Genomic DNA, 21,153 nt, shown 5'->3' on the forward strand with positions numbered 1-21,153 from the left:
CACACCGGCCGGGGCATCCGGCTACAGCACGGCACCTCGTGGCGCGATCTCGACGGCGGCGACGCCGCGGGCGTACAGCACGATGTCCCGGTCACCGTGTCTGCACCGCAGCATGCCGTTGTCACCAGCGAGTGCTGTGACGGCATGCTGGACAGTCACGTCCTCCGCCGCCCCGGGCTCCTCGTAGGTGAGATCCAGGTGGTCACCGCTGATCAACCGGATCCGCAACACAATCCTCGCCATAGCCGAACCCTACGCGCCGGCACCACCAAGGCCCATGGCATCTTTGTGCACCCACCAACCATCTTCCGGCCGGCTTCGTGGTCGAGCCGTGCACAAAGACGATGCCGCGCGGGTGAGCCGGTTAACCTGACCGAGTGGCGACCCACGAACAGGTGACGGTCGGCGTTGTCGGCGCCGAGCAGATCGTGCACCGGATCATCAATCTGGCCCGCGAGCTGGACAACCCCGGCCTGCGACTGGTCACCGCCCAGTACGCCGACGAGCACGACGCACACGAGCAGGCGGCGCGAATCGCGTCCCGCGTCGACTCCTTCCTGTTCGCGGGACCGCTGCCGTACGACGTGGCCGTCGCGGGCGGGCTTCCGGTGCCGGCGACGTACGTGCCGAGCGGCGGGCCGGCGTTGTTCTCGACCCTGCTCCGCGGCGTGCTCGAGAAGGTCTTCGATCCCGCCCGGATCAGCGTCGACACGATGTCGCGGCGCGATCTCACCCACGTCTACGAAGAGATCGGCCTGAGCGCGTCCGGCGTACGGCTGAAGGAGTACACCGGTCCGGAGTCGGCCGAGACGTTCCTCGACTTCCATCGCTCGCTGCACGAGCGCGGGCGGACCACCGGGGCGGTGACCACGGTGCCGACCGTCGACGTCGCGTTGCAGAAGGCCGGCGTACCGGTGCTGCGGATGACACCGTCGTCGATGACGATCCGGCAGGCGCTGACCACGGCGATCCTGATGGGCAGCGGCGCGAAGCTCGAGGAGTCCCGGATCGTCACGATGATCGTCCGGGTGCCCGCCGCGTCGTTGCCGGCGCATGCGAGCGCCAGCGCGTACTGGTACCAGGAGCTGCGGCTGTCACTGCACCGCGAGCTGCTGCGCGACGCCCGGCCGATGGACGCTGCGGTGGTGCCGCGGGACGAACACAGTTTCCTGATCGTCACGACGATGGGCTCGTTGCGGCTGGCCACCGACAACCTGTCGATGGCGCCGTTCCTGGACCGGATCTCCGAAGAGCTGGGGATCCGGCTCGAGGTCGGCATCGGTCTCGGTACGTCGACCCGCGAGGCGGAGGTGAACGCGCAGTCCGCCGTCGACAAGGCGGCCGGCGGCGGTACGGCGTTCGTGGTCGGGCCGCACGGGTTCGTCCTGCAGGTCCCGGGCGAGCGCACACGCGCCGCCGAGCGTCCGGTGCCGGGCGACTCGCGCGCGCTTCAGATCCTCGCCACGCTCGCCGAGCAACTGGAGAACGCCAACGACACCGAACGGATCGTCGACGCGGAGAAGGTCGCCGAACTCCTCGGCGTCACCCTGCGAACCGCCCGCCGAACGCTGAGCACCCTGGTCGACGAGGGCCTGGCCTGGCCGATGCCCCCACCCCGCTCGAGCAAACTCGGCCGCCCTCCCCGCCCATATCAACTCTTGGTCGAGAAGATTCCGCGATAGTTATTACGGTCGTCCATAACAGCTATTTAGGCCTTGCCGAAGGGAGTCGCCTGAGGCAGGGTTGGTCGCGTGCCAGAACCCCTTCATGCAGTCGCAGTGGTGGACAACCAGGCCGCGACCGAGCGGGCCCACCGGGCGGGCCAGGACGCCTGGTGGGTCTACCTGGCCGAGGTGCTCGGGCACCTGAGGCTGCCGTACCGGTCGATCTCCCCAAGCGCAGCCGCCGCACCGCCGGACGACGTATTCGTGCTGGTCTTCGCCACCACGCCGGACGGTCCGGCCGACGGGCTCGAGCAGTGGGTGCGCGACGGCGGCGTACTGATCCTCGTCGGCGATCCCGGTCCACTGGCCGCGCTCGCGGGCGTCGCGGCGGGCGAAACGGTCGCGGACGGCCACGTCGTACTGTCCGAAACCCCCGTTTGGTCCTCCCGCCCGCCGGTCGCGCTGCATGCCGTCGGCGGTCATCGACTCATCGGTCAGGAGGTGGAGGTGCTCGCCCGCTGGCAGGACGACGACGCGGCCGCCGCCACTCTCCGCCGACTCGGCGCGGGCGTCGTACTGACGTACGGCGTCGACCTGTGGCAGACCATCGTCCGGGTCCAGCAGGGGTACGCCGTCACCGCCGACGGTGCACCGGCCGCCGACGGCACCGCGCCGATCGACGACGGCATCCTCAAGTGCGAGGACGGGATGGTGCTCAGCTTCGAGCGGGACCGCGCGATGCCACCAGGTGAGCCGGACCTGCTCCCGACGTACGAGCACACCTATCCGCCGCCGAGCGCCGTACCGATGTTCGACCAGCCGCAGGCCGACTGGTGGTGCTCGTTGTTCGCGCAGAGCCTGTGGTGGGGCATTGCACAGGCCGGCGCGGCGGTGCCGTGGCTCTGGTACTGGCCGGCGGGTGTCGACGCCGTCGCGCACATGTCACACGACTCCGACCAGAACGTCGAGGAACACGGTCAGGCGGCGATCGATGCCTTCGCCGAAGCCGACGTTCAGGTCACCTGGTGCCATGTGTTCCCGGGCGGTTATTCGCCCGAGTTGTACACGGCGATCACCGCGGCCGGGCACGAGAATGCCCTGCATTACAACGCGATGGGCGACGCGGACCTTGCGCTCTGGGGGTGGCCGCAGATGCGCGCGCAGTACGCGTGGGCGCAAGCCGTCACCGGGACCGAGCAGATCGTTTCGAACAAGAACCACTACACGCGCTGGGAGGGCTGGACCGAGTTCTACACCTGGTGCGAACGGCTCGGCATCCAGATCGACGAGTCGCGCGGGCCCAGCAAACAAGGCGATGTGGGCTTCACGTTCGGCGCTTCACACGTCTCGTTCCCGCTCGCGCCTGTTGCTGAGGGCAATCGGTTGTACGACGTGCTCAACCTGCCGCTGCACACTCAGGATCTCGCCTGGGCCGGGCATGCCTCCGTCCGGGACGTGATCCTGGACGGCGCGCAGTCCGTACACGGCGTCGCACACTTCCTGTTCCATGGACCGCACTTGCACCATCGCCCACCGACCCGGGCGGCTTGTATCGAACTCGCTGCGGAGGCCCGGCGGCGCGGGATGCCGTGGTGGACGGCGACCCGGATCAACAGCTGGGAACGCAGCCGGCGTGGAGTCGTGCTGTCGGTCGAGCCGCATCCGGACGGGCTCGCCGTACGAGCCGAGGCTGTGGAGCCGGTGCCCGGCGCTGCGGTGCTGCTCGCCGTACCGAGCACCACCGCCCCTGTCGTGAAGGAGGGCGAAGGTTCGGCCCAGGCGGTGGTGCGGCTCGGCCGGACCTTCGTCGAACTGACCGCGGATATCGTTGCCGGAGACAACAGATGGGTGATCACACCATGACGTCCGAGTGGCCGCAGTACGGCGATGACGAGGCGAAGGCCCTGCTGGAGGTGCTGAACTCCGGGAACTGGGGCAGCACCAGCGGGGACGTCGTCGCCACCTTCCAGCAGGAGTTCGCGGAGTACCAGCAGGCGGGGCACGCGATCTGCCTGGCCAACGGGACGCTCGCCATCGCGGTGGCGCTGCGGGCGGCCGGTGTCGGTATCGGCGACGAGGTGATCGTGCCGCCGTACACGTTCATCGCGACCGCCTCGGCGGCGCTGTTCGTCGGTGCGGTGCCGGTCTTCGCGGACGTGGACGCGGACACCCATCTCCTCGATCCTGCCGCGGCCGAGGCGGCGATCACCGAACGGACGAAGGCGATCGTCGTCGTTCATCTCGCGGGTCGGCCGGCGAACATGGACGCCTTCACCACACTCGGCGCGAAGCACGGGCTGACGATCATCGAGGACGCGGCCCAGGCACACGGGGCGGCGTACAAGGGGCGTCCGGTCGGCGCGATCGGTGACCTCGGCACGTTCAGCTTCCAGAGCAGCAAGAACATCACCGCCGGCGAGGGCGGCGCGGTGCTCACCGACTCCGCGGAGTTGGCGGGCGCGGTGTACTCGCTGGTGAACGTCGGCCGGGTGCCGGGCGGTGGGTGGTACCAGCACGAGGCCGTCGGGTACAACCTGCGGCTGACCGAGTTCCAGGCCGCGATCCTCCGGGTCCAGCTTCGGCGTCACCCCGCCCTGCAGGAAGTCCGCGAACGTAACGCCCGGCTCCTCACAGACCTGCTGACCGACGTCGACGGCATCCAGCTCGCCCCCGAAGACCCATCAATCACCGCCCACGGCCGCCACCTCTTCATGCTCCGAGTCCGCAACCGCGCCGCCGTACTCGAGTCCCTAACAGCAGCAGGCATCACCAGAGTCTCCAGCGGCTACGTCCCCCTCCACCGCAACCACGCCGTACTCCAAGAAGCCCAGGCAATCACCACCCGCCTAGGCCAGCCCTACCCCGAGGCGCCCTGCCCGAACGCCGACCGAGTCTCCACCGACACCATCTGGCTCCCCCAGCCCTACCTCCTGGGCACCGAAGCCCAAACCCACGCCATCGCAACCGCCATCACCGCAGCAACACAGGCAGCCGACTGAGCACGCATCTGATGGGTACACCCACCAGATGCTGGGTTTACGTCCAAGATCCCGGACGCAAACCCAGCATCTCGGACGTCAACCCATCAAAGTCCGGGGGCCTGGCGGATGGGGAGTACGGCGGAGAGTAGTTGGCGGGTGTAGTCGTCTTGGGGGGCGCGGAAGAGGTCCTCGGTGGAACCCTCCTCGACTACGCGGCCTTTGTTCATGACTGCTACTCGGTCGGCGAGGCGTTCTACGACCGCGAGGTTGTGGGAGATGAACAGGAAGGACAGGCCGAGGCGGTCTCGGAGGTCGGTGAAGAGTTCGAGGATCTGGGCCTGGATCGAGACGTCGAGGGACGACGTCGGCTCGTCGCACACCAGCAGGTCGGGTTCGAGCGCGAGCGCACGGGCGATCGCGATGCGCTGCTGCTGACCGCCCGAGAACTGCCGAGGATACAGCTCCGCGTGACCGGTATTGATACCGACCAAGTCCAGCAACTCAAGGGCTTTGGTACGCCGTGACTCCTTGTCGCCCCGTTCGTGCAGGCGTAGCGGCTCCATCACGTTGCCGATGGCACTGAAATGTGGGAGCAGGGACCCGTACGGGTTCTGGAACACCATCTGCATCCGCGGCCGCAACAGCCGCAACTCGCGAGCCGGCAGCTTGCTCAGGTCCTGCCCGTCGAACTCGACCCGCCCCGAGGTCGGGGTCTGCAGCCCCATCATCAGCCGCGCCATCGTGGACTTCCCGCTGCCGCTTTCCCCCACCAGACCGAGCGTCTCGCCGCGGTGCACAGTCAGCGAGACGTCATCGACAGCGCGGACCTCACCGGCGCGGGTCCGGAAAACCTTGGTCACCGACTCTGCATGGACCAGCTTGTCAGGCATCGACGGCCACCTTCCAGCACGCGGCGTCCCGGCCGGGACCGATCGTCAGAGTCTCTTGCTCCGTCCCGCACCTGGGCAGCTCGGCCCGCGCACACCGCGGATGGAACGGGCAGCCGTCGGGACGATGGGACAGGTCGGGCGGACTACCTGGGATCGGCCGCAACGGCAGCTCCCGGCCGCCGACCTCGACCCCCGAGCCGAGCAGCCCGACGCTGTACGGATGGCGCGGGTCGTCGAGCAGCCGGTCCATCGGCGCCCGCTCGACCACGCGACCGGCGTACATCACCACCGCGTCGTCGCAGAAGTACCGGGCGACGCCGAGGTCGTGGGTGATCATGATGACGCCGGTGCCGCGGTTCTTCAGCTCCGCCAGCAGGTCGAGGATCTGCCGTTGCACGGTGACGTCGACGGCGGTGGTGGGCTCGTCGGCGATCAGCAGCGCCGGCTCGGTCACCATCGCCATCGCGATCATCGCGCGCTGCCGCATCCCACCGGACAGCTGGAACGGGTACGTGCGGATCCGCTTCTCCGGGTCGGGGATCCCGACGTCACCAAGCGCCCGTACCGCCCGCTTGCGAGCTTCGGCCTTGTTGCAGATCCCGTGCCAGAGCAGGTGTTCGGTGAGTTGGCGCTCCAGCGTCAACGTGGGGTTCATCGCCTCCATCGCGCTCTGGAACACCATCGCGATGTCGCGACCGCGGACCTTGCGCAACTCCTTGTCGCCGATCGCCAGCAGGTCCCGTCCACCGAACATCGCCTGGCCGTCGGTGATCCGCGCGGTCCGCGGCAGGATGCCCATCACGCTGCGCATCGTGACGCTCTTACCGCTTCCGCTCTCGCCGACGATCGCCAGCGCCTGCCCACGGCGTACGTCGAACGACACCCCGTCGACGGCCGTCAGCGGCTCGGCGCCGTCGCGCCGGAACGTCGTCCGCAACCCACGCACGGACAGCAACGCCTCGTCGCTCATCGCTGCTCCCCACTCGGGTCGAAAGCATCCCGTACGCCGTCACCGATCCACGTGAACGCCAGCAAGGTAAGGGCAAAGAGCACGGCCGGCGCGACCAGCATGTGCGGTGCGGCGAGCAGGTACCGGCTGCCCTCGCTGATCATCGCGCCCCAGGACGGCGTCGGTGGCTGGACGCCGAGCCCGAGCAGCGCGAGACCGGCCTCGGCTGCGATCGCGGCCGGGATCGCGAAGCTCGTGGTGACCAGGATCGGCCCGATCGCGTTCGGCAGGATGTACCGGATCGCGATCGTGCTGCCCTTGGCGCCCATCGACCGGGCCGCCTCGACGTACTCGCGTTCCTTCAGCGTCATCACCTGGGCCCGGACCAGCCGCGCCTGGGTGACCCACGACGCGATGCCGATCGCGACCACCAGCGCGAAGATGCTGCGCCCGAGCACGGTGACCATCACGACCGCGAACAGGTAGCTGGGGAACGCGTACATCACGTCGGTGAATGCCATCAGCAACGATTCGACCCGGCCGCCGAGATAGCCCGCCAGCAGCCCGATCGCCAACGCCAGCACGAGCGCCGTCAGCTCCGCACCGAACGCCACGGTCAGCGCCGTCTGCAGACCGTAGATCAGCCGGCTGAGGATGTCCCGGCCGAGCAGGTCGGTGCCGAGCAGATGCCCCGGAGCGCCCGGCCCCGCCAGCTTGTGCTGGATGTCGGTTTCCTCATAGCCGTACGGCGCGATCAGCGGCGCCGCGATCGCGGTGAGAATCAGCAGCGCGCAGAAGATCAGACTGCCGAACGCCAGCCGGTGCTGACGAAACCGGGACCACGCCCGCGCCCAGGGCCCGCGTGCGGTGGTCCCGCGCTCGATCGGCTCCGGTTCGCCGGTACCCGTCGTACCGACCACCGCCTCGACGCCCTCAGTGGCCGTCATGGGACCCACCTCCCACGGTACGGATTCGGGGGTCGAGGAGTCCGTAGATCAGGTCCACGACCAGGTTGGTCACCATCAGGATCAGCGCGAAGAACAGCGCCGTACCCATCAGCAACGGCATGTCCCGGCTGGCCGCCGCGTTCGCGAAGTACAAGCCGAGACCGGGGATCCGCAGCAGTGCCTCGACGAACACCGTGCCGGTCATCAGCGCAGCCAGCAGCGGACCGGCCACGGTGACGAGGGGAATCAACGAGTTGCGCAGGGCGTGCCGGATGATGACGGTACGCCGCGGACCGCCCTTGGCCAGCGCCGCGGTCACGTACTCCTCGCGGAGGGTCTCCAGCATGCTCGACCGCACGTACCGCGCCAGCACCGCGGCAGGCCCGAGGCTGAGCGCGAGCACCGGCAGGATCATGTCCTCCGGGCCGTTCCAGCCGCCGGACGGCAGCAGCTTCAACGTGGCGGAGAACAACAGGATCATGAACGCCGCCGTCAGATAGCTGGGCAGTGCGTGCCCGAGCGTGACCACGAACATCGTCGTGTGGTCGGTCTTCGAGTTCTGCCGCAACGCCGCGAACACCCCGACAGGTACGGCGATCAGCAACGCGAGCAGGACTGCTAGCACCGCTAGCGTCGCCGAAACGGGAAACGCCTCCGAGATGATGTCCTGCACGTTGCGGCTCGCGTACTTGTACGACGGTCCGAAGTCCCAGACGACCGCGCCCTTCATGAAGATCAGGTACTGCTTCCAGACCGGTACGTCGGCGCCGTACCGGGACTCGAGCTCGCCGACCATCGACTCGGTGCCGACACCGCCGAAGTTGGTGGCGCCGCTGTTCACCCGCTGCAGATCGGCGAAGTTGCCGGGCGCGAGCTGCAGCAGGGTGAACGTGAGGATCGAGACCGCGATCAACGAGAGGACCAGGCGCACGGCCCGCTTGCCGATGTAACCGGCGAGCCCCACGTCAGCTCCCTACGCTCAGCGACTTGAGGTAGAAGTAGTCCGGATACGCCCGCAGTTGCAGCCCGTGCACCTTCGGCTTGACCGCGTGGAAGAGGCTCAGCCAGAGCACCGGCAGGTACAGGTACTGCTCCTCGCGCAGCTTGGCGGCCTGTTTGTACAGCTCCATCCGCTTCGCGTCGTCCCGCTCGGTGTTGGCCTTGTCGACCAGCGCGCCGATGTCTCGCGCAGGTTTCGAGGCGTGCCCGGCGAGGATGGCGTCGAGCTGCGCGGTCTTGTCTGCCGGCTTGAGTTTCTTGTCCTCCTGCACGGACTGGTACTTCTGCCACTGGTCGCTCGGCAGGCTGATCTCCTGCACGTTCTTCGGCGACCACAGCGAGCCGACCATCGTCGGCCAGGTCGGCAGCCCGGCGAACGTGCCGTAGTAGAAGCCGATGTAGTTGCCCTTCTGAACCTGCCACCGCCGCTCGGTGTACACGCCGGCCTCGACGTGGTCGACACTCGCCTTGATCCCGAGCTGCTTGGTCCAGCTGTCCACCATCGCGTCGGCGAGCGTGGTGTCCGGTACGCCGACGAGGATCCGCACCGGCGGCAGGCCCTGGCCGTTCGGATAGCCGGCCTCGGCGAGCAGCCGCTTCGCCTCGGCGACATCCTCCTTGATCCCGAGGCTTGCGTCCCAGCCTCCGGTCCGGCTGGTCACCAGCGAGACGCCAGGCTCCTGACCGGGCTGTACGCCGGCCAGGGTCTTGCGGTCGAGCGCGAGCGAGAGTGCCTTGCGGACCCGGACGTCCTCCATCGCGGCGTGCTGGCTCCGCAGCTTCGCCAGGTAGAGGATGCTGTAGTTCTCGGTCTGCTCGAGCTCCTTCGACAGGTTCGCGTCCTTCTGGAACCGCAGTACGTCGGGGCCGGCCAGCTGCACCAGATCGGTCTCGCCGTTCTCGTACGCCACTGTCGCGGTCGCCGCCGCGCTGGGCTCGACGAGGTTGACCTGGATCCGGCCGATCTTGACGTTGCCGCGGTCCCAGTACTTCTCGTTCGGCACCAGGATCAGCTTGGAGTTCGGGACCCACTCGGTCACCGTGTACGGCCCGTTGGACACGTAGTTCGGCGGGTTCTGCCAGTCCTTCGGCTTGCTCTCGACCAGGTCCATCGGCAGCGGCAGCATCGCCGGGTGGGTCAGCGCCAGCAGGAAGTCCGGGTTCGGGTTCGACAGGGTGAGGACCAGCTCGTGGTCCCCGTTCGCCTTCACCCCGACCTTCGACCAGTCGGTCAGTACGCCGGCCAGGAAGTCCTTGCCGCCCTTGATCCCGGTCGACACCTGGTAGCTGTTCGCGCCGAGCGTCGTACCGCCGGCCGACGTCGCCGCCGGGGTGAACAGCCGCTTGTAGGTCCGCTCGAAGTCCTGTGCGACGACGGGCTTGCCGTCGGACCACTGCGCGTTGTCGCGCAGCGTGAACGTGTAGGTCAGATGGTCGTCGGAGACCTTCCATTCGGACGCGACGGCCGGCAGCACGCCGTCGCCCTTCTCGTTCTGGGTCACCAGGCCCTCGGAGATCCCACGGCTGAGGATCCACATGCCGTTGGTGATCACCTGCGGGTCCAGCACTTCAACAGGGACGTAGTCGATCTTCAGCGTCGACTGACCGTCGGCCGCTTTGCTGTCGTCTCCGAACAGACCGCAACCGGTCAGCGACCAACTGCCGCCGAGGGCGGCGAGGGTCAGACCGGACAGTCGCAGGAAGTCGCGCCGGGTCTGTCCGACAGGGGGAACCGAGCTCGCGCGGTGGGCCATGGAGTGTCGCCTTTCTGGCGTCCTGAACTCGACTTATGGCGCGACCGTAGGGCCGTGGAAGCGTCGATGTCAACGCTTTACGGCCATTACCGAAATTGATCTAGATCGGTCTCCCCTGGCGGCAGACTCCAGGTCAGCCGAAGCGCTCGTACGCCGGCAGCGTCAGGAAGTCCACGTACTCGTCGGCCAGCGCGACCTCCAGGAACAGGGCGCGAGCGGCGTCGTACCGCTCCGGCGTACCGAGTTTCGCGATCTCCTCGTCGGCGATCCGCTCGACCAATTCGGTGGTGACCGTTACCCCGGTGTCGAGGGTGACCTGGTTACGGCGCCACTGCCAGATCTGCGACCGGGAGATCTCGGCGGTGGCCGCGTCCTCCATCAGGTTGAAGATGCCGACGGCGCCGGTGCCGTCGAGCCAGGCGGCCAGGTACTGGATCGCGACGCTGACGTTGCTGCGGAGACCTTCCTCGGTCACCTCACCAGGAGTGGCCGCGACGTCCAGCAACTGCTCGGCGGTCACCGCGACGTCCTCGCGCAGCTTGTCGACCTGGTTCGGGCGCTCGCCGAGGACCGAGTCGAAGACCTTCAGGGCGGTCTCGACCATCCCCGGGTGCGCGACCCACGAACCGTCGAAGCCGTCGCCGGCCTCGCGGGTCTTGTCCGCCTCGACCTTCGCGAAGGCGACCTCGTTCACCGCCGGGTCCTTGCTCGGGATGAACGCCGCCATCCCGCCGATCGCGTGCGCACCGCGCTTGTGACAGGTCCGCACGAGCAGCTCGGTGTACGCGCGCATGAACGGCACCGTCATGGTCACGCTGTTCCGGTCCGGCAGCTGGAAGTCCTTGCCGCGGGTCCGGTGCGTCTTGATCACGCTGAACATGTAGTCCCAGCGCCCCGCGTTCAGTCCGGCCGAGTGCTCGCGCAGCTCGTACAGGATCTCCTCCATCTCGAACGCGGCCGGGTAGGTCTCGATCAGCACGGTCGCGCGGATCGTCCCGCGCGGGATGCCGAGCGCTTCCTGCGCGGTGACGAACACGTCGTTCCACAGCCGCGCCTCGAGGTGCGACTCCATCTTCGGCAGGTAGAAGTACGGCCCCTGGCCGCGGTCGAGCTGGAGCTGCCCGCAAGCGCTCAGGTAGAGCGCGAAATCGACCAGCGAGCCGGAAGTGGGCTCACCGTCGACGAGGAGGTGCTTCTCCGGCAGGTGCCAGCCCCGCGGCCGGACGACGATCGTGGCCAGCTCCTCGTCCGGCTTCAGCGCGTAGCTCTTCGTGTCGGTGCTGAAGTCGATCCGCCGGGTGATCGCGTCGAGCAGATTGAGCTGGCCGCCGACCACGTTCTCCCAGGTCGGCGTGTTCGCGTCCTCCTGGTCGGCCAGCCACACCTTGGCGCCCGAGTTCAGCGCGTTGATCGTCATCTTCCGGTCGGTCGGCCCGGTGATCTCCACCCGCCGGTCGACCAGCCCCGGAGCAGCGGGCGCGACCCGCCACTCCGGGTCGTCCCGAACGTCCTTCGTGTCCGGCAGGAACCCCAGCGACGCCCCGGCCGCGATCTCCGCGACCCGCTGCGCACGCCGCTCGAGCAGCTCCCGGCGCCGCCCGTCGTACGCACAGTGCAGCGTCTCGATCAGTCCGAGTGCACGCTCGGTGAGGATCTCGTCGTACCGCTCGCCCATCGGGCCGCTGACCTCGACTGCCACAGGAACTCCTTAATCAAGTACTACGACTTCGTGATCGGTGATCCGGTCTACCCCGACCGTAATCCAGCCGTCCTGCTCCCGCACGTCCACCTCACTGCCCGAGACAAGGAGCCGCGCCCGTGATCCGTTCGCTTTGAGTTTGATCGTGAAGGGACCGGCGGGCGTCAGCTCCTGCAGGCGACCGCGCCAGGCGCCGCCTTGATCGAGGTTGACCAGGTGCAGCACGTGCCGGTCGCCCTGCCGGTACAGCTGGCAATCCAGCACGCCGGCTCCGTCAACCTGGAGCGGGATGTTGTCACGGACGAGGTTGGCCAGGACCTGCCCGTGGTCCGGGTGGTGGTACTTCGCGTACAGCCGGTCGAGATCAGCCGCGAGGTACGCCGTCCGTTCGCCGAGGACCAGTGCGGGCACGTCGGTGCGCTGCTCCTCCATCCACGATTTCTCCGGCGGGTAGATCGGGAACGGCGGAATCCACGACAACGCTTTCCGTGCCATGGACTCGATGGACTCGACCACCTCCAGCTGCCCGCCGAACGGCAGCACGTCCGTATCGCCGTCGAAAACCGATCGGTCTTCGATCCGCAGGTAGCTGTGGCTGTCGTAGTTCTCCCAGTCCGTCACCGTCCCGTCACCGAGGCGCTTCCCCGTGTGCCGTACGCCCAGCAGATCGCCCAGCACCCAGTCGTCCCGGCGATCACCCCACTCGTCGTAGAGCCCCGATTCCCCAGTAACAACAAGACGACCGCTGTACGCCTGCAGCTGCGCGATCTGCTCGTCGGTCAGCACCCCGACGTTGGGCACGACAAGCATCTGGAAGCGCTCATCCACCTCAGTCGTCGGCAGGTACGGGATGCGGGCCCTGACAAGCGCATCCACCCAGCCCCGGTAAGGCAGTTGGCTCACCGTTTCGGGATCGGCCTGTCCGTGGAAGTCCACGCTCCGCTGACTCCACAGCAGCCCGACCGTGGCGATCGGCTCCCGGTCGACCAGGAACTCCTCGTGCTGTTCGTGCCACTCGAAGAGCGGTTGTGCCGTCGCGTACTGCCGCCGGTCGTCGTGGACCGAGCCGATGTGGTGCCACCACGGCTGGATCCCGCCGGCCCAACCCTCGATCGCCCACATCCTCGCCTCCGGCTCGGGTTTGCTCCCGAGCCGGAAGGTCGGAACCCCGGCGTCGTACATCGCCGTACTTTCCGGAATCAGTGTTTCCGTTCCGAGCATTCCGTGCAGGCGTTTTCCGGCGTCGGCGTTGGCCTGGAACCCGGAATCCTCGTGCCGCCACTGCGAGTCCAGCAGGAAGATCGAAGCCCGCTTGCAGATCTCGACGTCGTCGCGCAATCTCTTGCTCTGCGCAACGACCTCGCCCCCGTTCATCCCGATCCACAGGCAGTCCGGACCGCCCGCGCGGCGGGTCACCTCGTTGTTCAGGTCCCAGACCGCGAGCCGCCGGTCGTAGCTCCAGCGGATCCATTGCCTGTACACCGGATCCGTCCAGTCCGGGGCGGCCGGCAGCTCCTGGCCGAAGCTGTCACGGCAGTTCGTGCAGTAGCAGATCGAGTCGCGTCCGAGACCGCTCCAGCTGTTGTCGGTCACGCCGTCCGGCGCGCTGCGCTCGATGATCTCCTCGAGGATCCCGGTCAGGAACTCCTGGTAGTACGGGCCCGTGACGCAGGCGACGTACAAGCGGCCGGCCCGATAGGCGTTGCCGTCGGCATCGACCGCGAACCAGTCCGGGTGCGCGTCGTACAAAGGCTGGTGGGCCCGGTTGGAGTCCATCCGGGCGAGCACAGTCAGCCCTTCGGAGCGCGCTGCCGCGACGATCTCGCCGTACAGATCGCGATCCCCCAGGTACTCCGCCCGGTGATGCAGCTCGAACTTGCTGGGGTAGTAGGCGACGATGCCGCCGGCGTTGACGATCACGCCCTGGATGCGCGTCCGCCGCCACTGCTCCCGCCACCACTCGACGTCGTACCGTGCCGGGTCCTTCTCGGTGAGGTTGGTCTGCGCCCACCGCACTGTCCTCTGGTACCAGGGCTTCACGGAAGGCTCCGGACCGCGTCGCCGGCGCCGGAAAGGTTGTCCAGCATCATTTCCGAGTATTTCCGGCTCAGTACGACGCCCTCCGCGCCGCCCTCGAACGCGGCCAGCGTCGCGTCCCGCACGGACTCGCGGGTGCACCGGGTCAGCTCGCCCTCGTTGTCGTCCCAGTTGATCTTGGTGCCGAGGTCCCGCGGCGCCTCCAGCCCGCGCTGTTTCGCCACCCCGACCGGGATGTCGATGTCGATCCCCGGGTAGATCTTGCTCTGCCCGCCGACACCCGCCACGGCCCGCTCGGTCTCCCGCCGTACGTAGTCCGCGGTGAATCCGGTCTGCGGCAGCTTCTCGTAATCTCCTTCGTCGAGCTGCAGAAGCTTCATCATCAGCGGGTAGACGTCCTCCGGCTCCGCGTCGGCGAACAGGGCACCGCAGATGCTCTTCACCCACGTGAAGAACCGCGGTCCAGCACAGTTGTTGTAGATGACGACCTTGACGAAGTCCGAGAACTTCGCCATCTCGGTGTAGTCCTGGTCCGCTCGGTAGAACGGGCTGAACGAGATGTTGTGATAAACATGCCAGCCCACCTGCACCTCGGGTGCGATCGCCTTGGCCACGCCGTAGATGTCGCGGTACAGCTGCCGCTGACTCTCGGTCCACAACGTCTGCCAGGCCAGCACCTCGGGGAAGTTCAGCAGGATCCGCCAGAACGCCACGAACGCGCCGTCCACCGGGCGCTCTCCGGCGCCCACCCGCTGGTTCCAGTCGACCAACTCGCGGTACCCGCGCAGCGCGCGGTCGACGTCGATGCCCCGCTCGCGAGCGATCCGCTGGCAGTGCTGGCAGAAGCACCCGACCTCGGGTACATCGACCGTGCCCTGCATCAGCATGTTCAGTGGCCCGGGTCGCTCCGAGCACCAGGCCAGCCCGTCGAGCTGGTAGCTCTGCAGGTAGTCCTCGACGAACCCCAGGTGCCAGTTGCGGTAGTCCGGGTTGTTGAAGCAGGGCCGCCGCCCCGGTCGTCCCCAGGCGTCGACCTCGAGCACCTTGGCGAAGTTCGGGTAGGTCCGCAGCTCGCGCGCGCCGCCGCTCTCCTCCATCCACGCGAACGACTTCATCCCGCGCTCGCGGGCCTTCGGGAGCACCTCGCCGAGCAAGTCGAATTCCGGATTTTCCGGCGCCTTTCCGACCGCGCCGAGCACGGTATTTCCGTAGTACTGCGGGTGCGGGGTCGCGTAGTTGCCCCCGACCCAGCCGAGGTCGTACTCGCCCACCCCGTGGTCCGGGAGCGGGTGCCCGGGGATCTGCCGCCCGCCGGTTCCCCGGGTCCAGGTCGGCGTGGCCAGGAACAGCGCGTTCACCGCGCCGCGTTCGGCCAGGATGTCGAGCGTCCGGTCGACACCTTCGTCGACGAACGAGATGGCTCCGATCTGCATGGCAACGAGCCGGTCCGGCACGGTGCTCACCCCTTCATTCCTGTCATCGTGATGCCTTGGATGAAATAGCGCTGGGCAAAGAGGAAGACGGCGATGACGGGAACCACCGAGACGGTCGCCCCGCACATCAGCAGACTGATCTGGGTGAAGTACTCGCCCTGGAACTGGGCCAGCGCCACCGGCAGCGTCTGCAGGTTCTCGGAATTGATGTAGATCAGCGGGCCGAACAGGTCGTTCCACGACTCCAGGAACGTGAACACCCCGATCGCGGCCAGCGCCGGTTTGGTCTGCGGCAGCATGATCCGCCAGTAGATGCCGAACGTGGACGCGCCGTCGATCTTGCCGGCATCCTCGAGTTCCTGCGGAACGGTCAGGAACGACTGCCGCATCAGGAACGTCGCGAACACCGGCGTGAGCACCTTCGGCACCCACAGCGGATACTGCGTGTCCACCCAGCCGATCTGCCGGAAAACGATGTACTGCGGGATCAGGTACGCGATCCCCGGGATGATCGAGGTGGCGAGCAGCACCATGAACGCGGCGTCCCGGCCGGCGAACCGCAGCCGCGCGAAGGCATAACCGGCCATCGACGCGACGATCAGGATCCCGATCACGTTCAGCCCGGCGAGTTTCACGCTGTTCCAGAGGAACACCGGGATCAGCTCGAACACCTGCCGGTAGTTGTCCCAGTGCGCGTCCGTCGGCAGGAACTTCGGCGGCACGCTCAGCACCTTCGCCTCCGGCCGCAGCGAGGCACTGATCATCCACACCAGCGGCGCCAGGAAAACGATGGCGAACAAGGACATCACGACGTACTGCGAGGTCTTGGAAACGAGTCTCATGTGTAGAACACCCACCTCTTCTGCAGCTTCCACTGCAGGTAGGTGACGGCCGCGATCACCGCGAAGAGGATCCACGCCATCGCCGAGGCGTAGCCGACCTTCCCGTAGCTGAACGCGTTCTGGTAGATGTTGAAGATGTAGACGCTGGTGGCGTGGCCCGGCCCGCCCTTGGTCATCACGTAGATCAGGCCGAACACCTGGAACGACGTGATGAACTGCGTGATCAGCAGGAACAGGAAATGCGGTGTCAGCAACGGCAGCGTGATGTAGCGCAGCCGCTGCCACGCACCCGCCCCGTCGATCCGCGCGGACTCGAAGTACTCGGCCGGCAGCCCCTGCAGCCCCGCGAGCAGGATGATCATCGGATACCCGATGCCCTGCCAGACGCTGACCATGATCACCGCCGGCATCGCCCAGCTCGAGCTCGACAGCCACTGCGGGCCGTGGATCCCGAGCTGGTCGAGCAGCCCGTTGATCACCCCGTTGTCCGGCTGGAAGAACCAGAACCAGACGAACCCGATCGCCACCACGTTCGTGACGTACGGCGCGAAGTACGCCGTCCGGAAGAACGCGACACCCCGGATCGGGCGGGCGCAGAGCAACGCCAGTACCAGCCCGATGCCGATCGTCAACGGAATGCTCGCCAGCGTGAAGTAGACGGTGTTCTTGAAGGTCTGCAGGAACAGAGGATCGTCGCCGAACATTTCGGTGAAGTTCCGCAACCCGACGAACTTCGGGGCCGCGATCCCGTTCCAGTCGGTCAGCGACGCGGCCATCGAGACCAGGATCGGGAAGAACTGGAAGGCCACGACGCCGACCACGATCGGGCTGATGAACAGCCAGCCGGTGAGGTTCTGCCGGCGCCGCGCCCGCCGGACGTCGGCCACCTGGACGCCGCCGCGGTCCCGCGCCATCGTGATGGTTGCCATCGACATCAACCCTTCAACGCGTTCTCCACCTGGGACTTGACGCCTTGGAGCACGTCACCGACGGGTTTCTCGCAGTTGTAGGCGGTGTCCAGCGCCGGCCGGTACAGCTCGCGGGCGCCGATCGTGTTCTTCGTCTGGTTGGTCGCGGTGAGATGCTTGGCCGCCTCGGCGAACAGCCCGATGTGCTCGGGTGCCTTCCCGTTCGGCGCCAGCTCGGCCGCGGCCTTCAGGTTGATCGGCGTGAAGGCGCCGCCCTGGAGCAGGAGCTTGCCGCCGTCCTCACTCGCGAGGTACTTGAGCAGCTCCCAGGCCTGGTCCGGGTTCTTCGCCTTCTTCGGGACGCAGAACACGATCACGCTCGACTCGGTCCTCTGCTCCACGTCACCAGGCGGCGGGGCGACGTCCCAGGTGAAATCCTTGACCGCGGACCGCAGGTACGGGACCGTGCCGAAGGTCGCGAACATCATCGCGATCTTTCCCTGAGCGAACATTTGGTTCTGCACATTGTCCTGCTGCAGCATCGACCACGGCGGCTGCACCTTGTCCTTGCAGGTCAGGTCGGTCGCCCACTGCAGCGCCTCGACCTCCTTCGACCCGGGCAGCGTGAACTGTGTGCCGTCCTTGGAGAAGATGCCAGTCTCGCTGCCGTGGTTGACGGTGAACGTCTGCTCGTAGCCGGTGTCCAGGTACACGAGAGCGCCGTACTGCTTCTTCGCCGGGTCGGTGAGCTTCTTCGCAGCCGCCTCGAAGTCCGACCAGGTCCAGCCCTGCGACGACCAGGTCGTCGGCGGCAGCGGTACGCCGGCCTGCTTGAACAGATCGGCGTTGTAGAAGATCAGCCGCGGCTGGTACCCGAGCACCCACGCGGTGTGCGAACCGTCCGGCTGCAGGGGGAACTCGAACGTCTCCTTGGCGTACTGCGACGTGTCGAGCTTGTCCTTCTCGATGTAGGGCTTCAGGTCGAGCAGCGCCCCCTGCTGGGAGAAGCCGCGGACGAAGTCGTCGTTGATCCGCATCACGTCCGGCGGGCTGCCGCCGGCGATCAGGGTGCGCATCTTGGTGTCGTACTCCTGGGTGACCGCGGGCTGGATGGTGACCTGCGTTCCCGAGTCCTTCTCGAACGCCTGGATCGCCTGCTCCAGCGGGTTGCCCTTGACCTGTTCCCAGTTGAGGAAGGTCAGGCCCTTCTTGCCGCCGCTGCTTGCGTTGCCGTTGCCACCGCAGCCGGCCAGCAGGCCGGCGGCCGTCAGTCCCGTCAGACCGGCGAGAAACCTGCGGCGGTTCAGGTTGGAGAGGTTGGTCTGCACCGGAATCTCCCATCCGCGAGGGATGAATACGTATACACTTCCAGATACTGAATACGTATACACACGTCTCTTGGCGTGGTCAACGCCTGGTGCGCACACTCTTCAGTAGGGTTCGGGGATCACGAGGGGAGGCGGACGATGACACGACCACCGACGAGTCGCGACCTGGCGCGTCTGGCCGGGGTGTCGCAGGCGACCGTGTCGCGGGTGCTGACCAACAACCCGAAGGTCAACCCGGAGACCCGAGCCCGGGTCCTGCAGGTGCTGAAGGACGCGAACTACACGCCGAACGCCCTCGCCCGGGCGATGAAGACCGGCCGGACCGACACCATCGGCGTGTTCATGACCCGGGTGACCAGCCCGTTCCATGCCGAGCTGCTCGACGAGATCGGCCGGGTGCTGAGCTCGATGGGCCTGCACATGATCCTGTGGAACATCGAGCACGATCCCGAGGAAACGGTCGCCGCGGTCCTCCAGCAGCGACTCGTCGACGGGTTCGTGCTGACGTCGGCGACGTACGACTCGAAACTGCACACGATGGCGCTCGCGTCCGGGACGCCGACCGTGCTGCTGCACCGCGGGATCGACGGGCTCGACTGCGACCAGGTCGTCGGCGACAACTGGCAGGGCGCGTACGACGCCGGCCGGTACCTCGTCGACGCCGGCCACACCGACATCGGGCTGGTGACGCTCCGGGCGACCGGGAACACCTCACGCGACCGCGACGCCGGGTTCCGCGCCGCGCTGGCCGACGCCGGCGTGAAGCTGAAGCCCAGCAACGTGATCACGGTCGGGGTCCCGCACGCCGACGGCCACGCCGCCGCCGAGAAACTACTGTCCCGCAAGAAGCCGCCGACCGCGATCTACACGATCACCGACCTGCTCGCCTTCGGCATCCTCGACGGCGCCCGCGCGATCGGCGCCCACGTCCCCGACGACGTCTGGGTGATCGGCTTCGACAACACCGACATGGCCGCCTGGGAATCCTTCGACCTCACCTCGGTCGAACAACCCGTCCACGCCATCGTCGAAACCGGCATCGACCTCCTCCGCGACCGCATCGCCGACCCCGACCGCCCCACCCAGATCGTCACCCTCCCCTGTCCCCTCGCCATCCGCGGCTCCACCGCGAACCGTCCGCTCAGTGCGGCAAAGGATTGACCCGAGTCGCGACCAGCAGACCACCCGGACACCGCCCTTCCGTCGGGAAACCGTCTGGCCCCTGGTGCGGCGCGCCGAACTGGTGGCCGCGGACAGGATCTGGTGACTGGAGACACGCAATAACCTGTGTCGCGCCCCTGCGGGCCTCGTTCATAGCTTGGTGAGTTCCGCCGGCGTCTCCGCGGTGGTTTCGTGGCCCGCGCGCCACTGTTCAACGGTCCGAAGGATCCAGTACAGCAGGAACAGCGCGAGCAAAGCGGTCTCGACCGCGAGGAGCGCCTTGCCCCAGGCGATGAGTCCGATCGCCAAGGAGACGAACATCGCAGCCGCGATCACGCCGTAGGCACCTGTGAAGACCTTCCGCTCCGGCGCTCGCGCAGGCAGGTGACGCTGCCCCATCGTGCTCAGGGAGACGATGACGATCATGACCACGAACAGGAGAGCAGCTGCCAGGTAGTGCGCCCTGCGGTCGAAGGTCTCCCGCGAAGCGGCGAACCAGATGATCCCCGCCAGCCAGAGGGCCACCGAAACCACCAGTCCCAGGTACTGCTTCCAGGTCCACTTCGCCTTCTTCTTCGAAGTCAGCCCGATGACGAGCGAGGCCAGCAGGGCCAGGCCGCCGACCACGAAGTACGCGAACATGTTGTTCCCGATGTCCGCTGCCGCCTGCCGCGAGATGACCTCTTCGGACCAGCAGCTGCCCGCGTTCGGCGTCGGCACGAAGGCGACGACCGGGGCGAGCAGACCACCGATGTTCAGCAGCACGTCCTTGAAAGTCGTCTTGCCTTTCAGGACGATCATGCACACGCCCACCGTGACCAGGCAGCCGATGAACACCGCGTGTACCGGCGTGTAGTAGTACGCACTGATCGATCCCTGCCAGCAGCCCGACGGCGCCTTGCCGTGCTCGCGCAGCACCGCCACCCCGAGCAGGATCAGGGCTGCGATCATCGCCAGCCGTAGGTAGTTGTACGTCCGCTTCTCGAAGTCCTCGGAGTCCATGAGTGTTTCCTCCCGACGAGTCTCCCCTTACCTGTTCGGAGGATCGGGAGCCCTCGGGAGATACCTTCAGACCGGTATGGAGTCGTAGCGGGACGAGACCTCCTTGCGGGCCACCGGGTCGGTGATCGCGTTGGCCGGCAGTTCGCCGAGTTCGACGAACATCTTCTCCAGGCCGCCGGGCACCATCAGCGTCAGGAACCGGCCGCCGCCAGGCCCGGCCGTGATGGTGTGCGCGGTGTCCTTCGGGACCAGGACGTACGTGCCGGCCGCGGCCGCGATCGGCTCACCGCCGACGGTGAACGTGAACTCGCCGTCCAGTACGAAGAACGACTCCTCGAACCCGTGGTGCAGGTGCGGCACCGTCCACGGCCCGCCGGCCTCACCCGCGAACTCGGTCAGCGAGAACGCGCCGGTGACGGCGTCGTCGGCGAGCACCCGCATCCGCGCCACTCCGAGGTCGACGGTCCGCCCCTCGCCCGATGTCACCACATGTGCGTGCCCTGTCATCGTCCCCACCGCCTTCGCCTGGATGTACTTCCACAGTCGTCCGGCCGCAGGT

18 protein-coding genes are annotated in these 21,153 nt (G+C 67.3%); 4 read left to right on the forward strand and 14 right to left on the reverse strand.

The genetic code is table 11. From position 1 onward, the window contains the following. Positions 1–21: 21 nt before the first annotated feature. Positions 22–243 carry a hypothetical protein gene (locus E0H50_RS34860; protein ID WP_131295272.1) on the reverse strand — a complete coding sequence of 74 codons (222 nt, stop codon included), beginning with the start codon at positions 241–243 and terminating at the stop codon, positions 22–24. A 134-nt stretch (positions 244–377) separates the two neighbouring features. Here E0H50_RS34860 and E0H50_RS34865 point away from each other — a divergent pair, with 134 nt between their 5' ends. From E0H50_RS34865 to E0H50_RS34875, 3 genes are all read left to right on the forward strand, one after another. Beyond that, the gene (locus E0H50_RS34865; RefSeq protein WP_131295273.1) at positions 378–1,682 is read left to right on the forward strand and encodes a transcriptional regulator; all 1,305 of its coding nucleotides are present in this window, start codon (positions 378–380) and stop codon (positions 1,680–1,682) included. 69 nt (positions 1,683–1,751) lie between these two features. Beyond that, a complete protein-coding gene (locus E0H50_RS34870) occupies positions 1,752–3,527 on the forward strand; it encodes a polysaccharide deacetylase family protein (RefSeq protein ID WP_131295274.1) in 1,776 nt (591 codons plus the stop codon). Next, positions 3,509–4,663 (forward strand): DegT/DnrJ/EryC1/StrS family aminotransferase, encoded by a 1,155-nt coding sequence (locus tag E0H50_RS34875; RefSeq protein ID WP_131295275.1) that lies wholly within the window; start codon positions 3,509–3,511, stop codon positions 4,661–4,663. The genes E0H50_RS34870 and E0H50_RS34875 overlap by 19 nt, the downstream gene beginning before the upstream one ends. 86 nt (positions 4,664–4,749) lie before the next feature. Here E0H50_RS34875 and E0H50_RS34880 read toward each other — a convergent pair whose 3' ends face one another. From E0H50_RS34880 to E0H50_RS34930, 11 genes are all read right to left on the reverse strand, one after another. Next, positions 4,750–5,535, reverse strand: coding sequence for an ATP-binding cassette domain-containing protein (locus E0H50_RS34880; RefSeq protein ID WP_131295276.1), 786 nt, complete (start codon positions 5,533–5,535; stop codon positions 4,750–4,752). After that, on the reverse strand, positions 5,528–6,505 hold the full coding sequence (locus E0H50_RS34885) for an ABC transporter ATP-binding protein (RefSeq protein WP_131295277.1): 978 nt from the start codon (positions 6,503–6,505) through the stop codon (positions 5,528–5,530). The genes E0H50_RS34880 and E0H50_RS34885 overlap by 8 nt, the downstream gene beginning before the upstream one ends. Next, the gene (locus tag E0H50_RS34890; protein ID WP_131295278.1) at positions 6,502–7,431 is read right to left on the reverse strand and encodes an ABC transporter permease; all 930 of its coding nucleotides are present in this window, start codon (positions 7,429–7,431) and stop codon (positions 6,502–6,504) included. The genes E0H50_RS34885 and E0H50_RS34890 overlap by 4 nt, the downstream gene beginning before the upstream one ends. Then, complete coding sequence (locus tag E0H50_RS34895) at positions 7,418–8,395, reverse strand: ABC transporter permease (RefSeq protein ID WP_131295279.1); 978 nt, start codon at positions 8,393–8,395, stop codon at positions 7,418–7,420. The genes E0H50_RS34890 and E0H50_RS34895 overlap by 14 nt, the downstream gene beginning before the upstream one ends. A 1-nt stretch (position 8,396) precedes the next feature. After that, positions 8,397–10,184, reverse strand: a complete 1,788-nt coding sequence (locus tag E0H50_RS34900; RefSeq protein WP_131295280.1) for a peptide ABC transporter substrate-binding protein — start codon at positions 10,182–10,184, stop codon at positions 8,397–8,399. 133 nt (positions 10,185–10,317) lie between these two features. After that, positions 10,318–11,883, reverse strand: a complete 1,566-nt coding sequence (aceB, locus tag E0H50_RS34905; RefSeq protein WP_131295281.1) for a malate synthase A — start codon at positions 11,881–11,883, stop codon at positions 10,318–10,320. Between the two features lie 9 nt (positions 11,884–11,892). Continuing rightward, positions 11,893–13,923: an alpha-amylase family protein gene (locus E0H50_RS34910; RefSeq protein ID WP_238151572.1), complete on the reverse strand. Its 2,031-nt coding sequence runs from the start codon at positions 13,921–13,923 to the stop codon at positions 11,893–11,895. Next, positions 13,920–15,383, reverse strand: a complete 1,464-nt coding sequence (locus E0H50_RS34915) for an alpha-amylase family protein (protein ID WP_131295282.1) — start codon at positions 15,381–15,383, stop codon at positions 13,920–13,922. Before E0H50_RS34915 ends, E0H50_RS34910 begins: the two co-directional genes overlap by 4 nt. After that, positions 15,380–16,195 carry a carbohydrate ABC transporter permease gene (locus E0H50_RS34920; protein WP_131295283.1) on the reverse strand — a complete coding sequence of 272 codons (816 nt, stop codon included), beginning with the start codon at positions 16,193–16,195 and terminating at the stop codon, positions 15,380–15,382. Before E0H50_RS34920 ends, E0H50_RS34915 begins: the two co-directional genes overlap by 4 nt. Further along, positions 16,192–17,124, reverse strand: coding sequence for a carbohydrate ABC transporter permease (locus E0H50_RS34925; protein WP_238151575.1), 933 nt, complete (start codon positions 17,122–17,124; stop codon positions 16,192–16,194). Before E0H50_RS34925 ends, E0H50_RS34920 begins: the two co-directional genes overlap by 4 nt. Positions 17,125–17,129: 5 nt before the next feature. Continuing rightward, positions 17,130–18,431, reverse strand: coding sequence for an extracellular solute-binding protein (locus E0H50_RS34930; RefSeq protein WP_165547405.1), 1,302 nt, complete (start codon positions 18,429–18,431; stop codon positions 17,130–17,132). A gap of 138 nt (positions 18,432–18,569) precedes the next feature. Between E0H50_RS34930 and E0H50_RS34935 the strand changes: the two genes are divergently transcribed. Next, complete coding sequence (locus tag E0H50_RS34935; RefSeq protein WP_131295285.1) at positions 18,570–19,592, forward strand: LacI family DNA-binding transcriptional regulator; 1,023 nt, start codon at positions 18,570–18,572, stop codon at positions 19,590–19,592. A gap of 150 nt (positions 19,593–19,742) precedes the next feature. Here the strand turns inward: E0H50_RS34935 and E0H50_RS34940 are convergent, their stop codons facing one another. Together E0H50_RS34940 and E0H50_RS34945 are read right to left on the reverse strand one after the other, a co-directional pair. After that, a complete protein-coding gene (locus E0H50_RS34940) occupies positions 19,743–20,594 on the reverse strand; it encodes a hypothetical protein (RefSeq protein ID WP_131295286.1) in 852 nt (283 codons plus the stop codon). 66 nt (positions 20,595–20,660) lie between these two features. Then, positions 20,661–21,101 carry a cupin domain-containing protein gene (locus E0H50_RS34945; protein ID WP_131295287.1) on the reverse strand — a complete coding sequence of 147 codons (441 nt, stop codon included), beginning with the start codon at positions 21,099–21,101 and terminating at the stop codon, positions 20,661–20,663. Positions 21,102–21,153 lie beyond the last annotated feature (52 nt).

This window comes from Kribbella sindirgiensis, from assembly GCF_004331435.1.
GTDB classification, from domain to species: domain Bacteria; phylum Actinomycetota; class Actinomycetes; order Propionibacteriales; family Kribbellaceae; genus Kribbella; species Kribbella sindirgiensis.

Bases quoted from the DNA above. Each gene is read 5' to 3' on its own strand.
- E0H50_RS34860 (WP_131295272.1), bottom strand. From the start codon at position 243: ATGGCGAGGATTGTGTTGCGGATCCGGTTGATCAGCGGTGACCACCTG.
- E0H50_RS34875 (WP_131295275.1), top strand. From the start codon at position 3,509: ATGGGTGATCACACCATGACGTCCGAGTGGCCGCAGTACGGCGATGAC.
- E0H50_RS34880 (WP_131295276.1), bottom strand. From the start codon at position 5,535: ATGCCTGACAAGCTGGTCCATGCAGAGTCGGTGACCAAGGTTTTCCGG.
- E0H50_RS34885 (WP_131295277.1), bottom strand. From the start codon at position 6,505: ATGAGCGACGAGGCGTTGCTGTCCGTGCGTGGGTTGCGGACGACGTTC.
- E0H50_RS34890 (WP_131295278.1), bottom strand. From the start codon at position 7,431: ATGACGGCCACTGAGGGCGTCGAGGCGGTGGTCGGTACGACGGGTACC.
- E0H50_RS34900 (WP_131295280.1), bottom strand. From the start codon at position 10,184: ATGGCCCACCGCGCGAGCTCGGTTCCCCCTGTCGGACAGACCCGGCGC.
- E0H50_RS34920 (WP_131295283.1), bottom strand. From the start codon at position 16,195: ATGAGACTCGTTTCCAAGACCTCGCAGTACGTCGTGATGTCCTTGTTC.
- E0H50_RS34925 (WP_238151575.1), bottom strand. From the start codon at position 17,124: ATGGCAACCATCACGATGGCGCGGGACCGCGGCGGCGTCCAGGTGGCC.
- E0H50_RS34935 (WP_131295285.1), top strand. From the start codon at position 18,570: ATGACACGACCACCGACGAGTCGCGACCTGGCGCGTCTGGCCGGGGTG.
- E0H50_RS34940 (WP_131295286.1), bottom strand. From the start codon at position 20,594: ATGGACTCCGAGGACTTCGAGAAGCGGACGTACAACTACCTACGGCTG.
- E0H50_RS34945 (WP_131295287.1), bottom strand. From the start codon at position 21,101: ATGACAGGGCACGCACATGTGGTGACATCGGGCGAGGGGCGGACCGTC.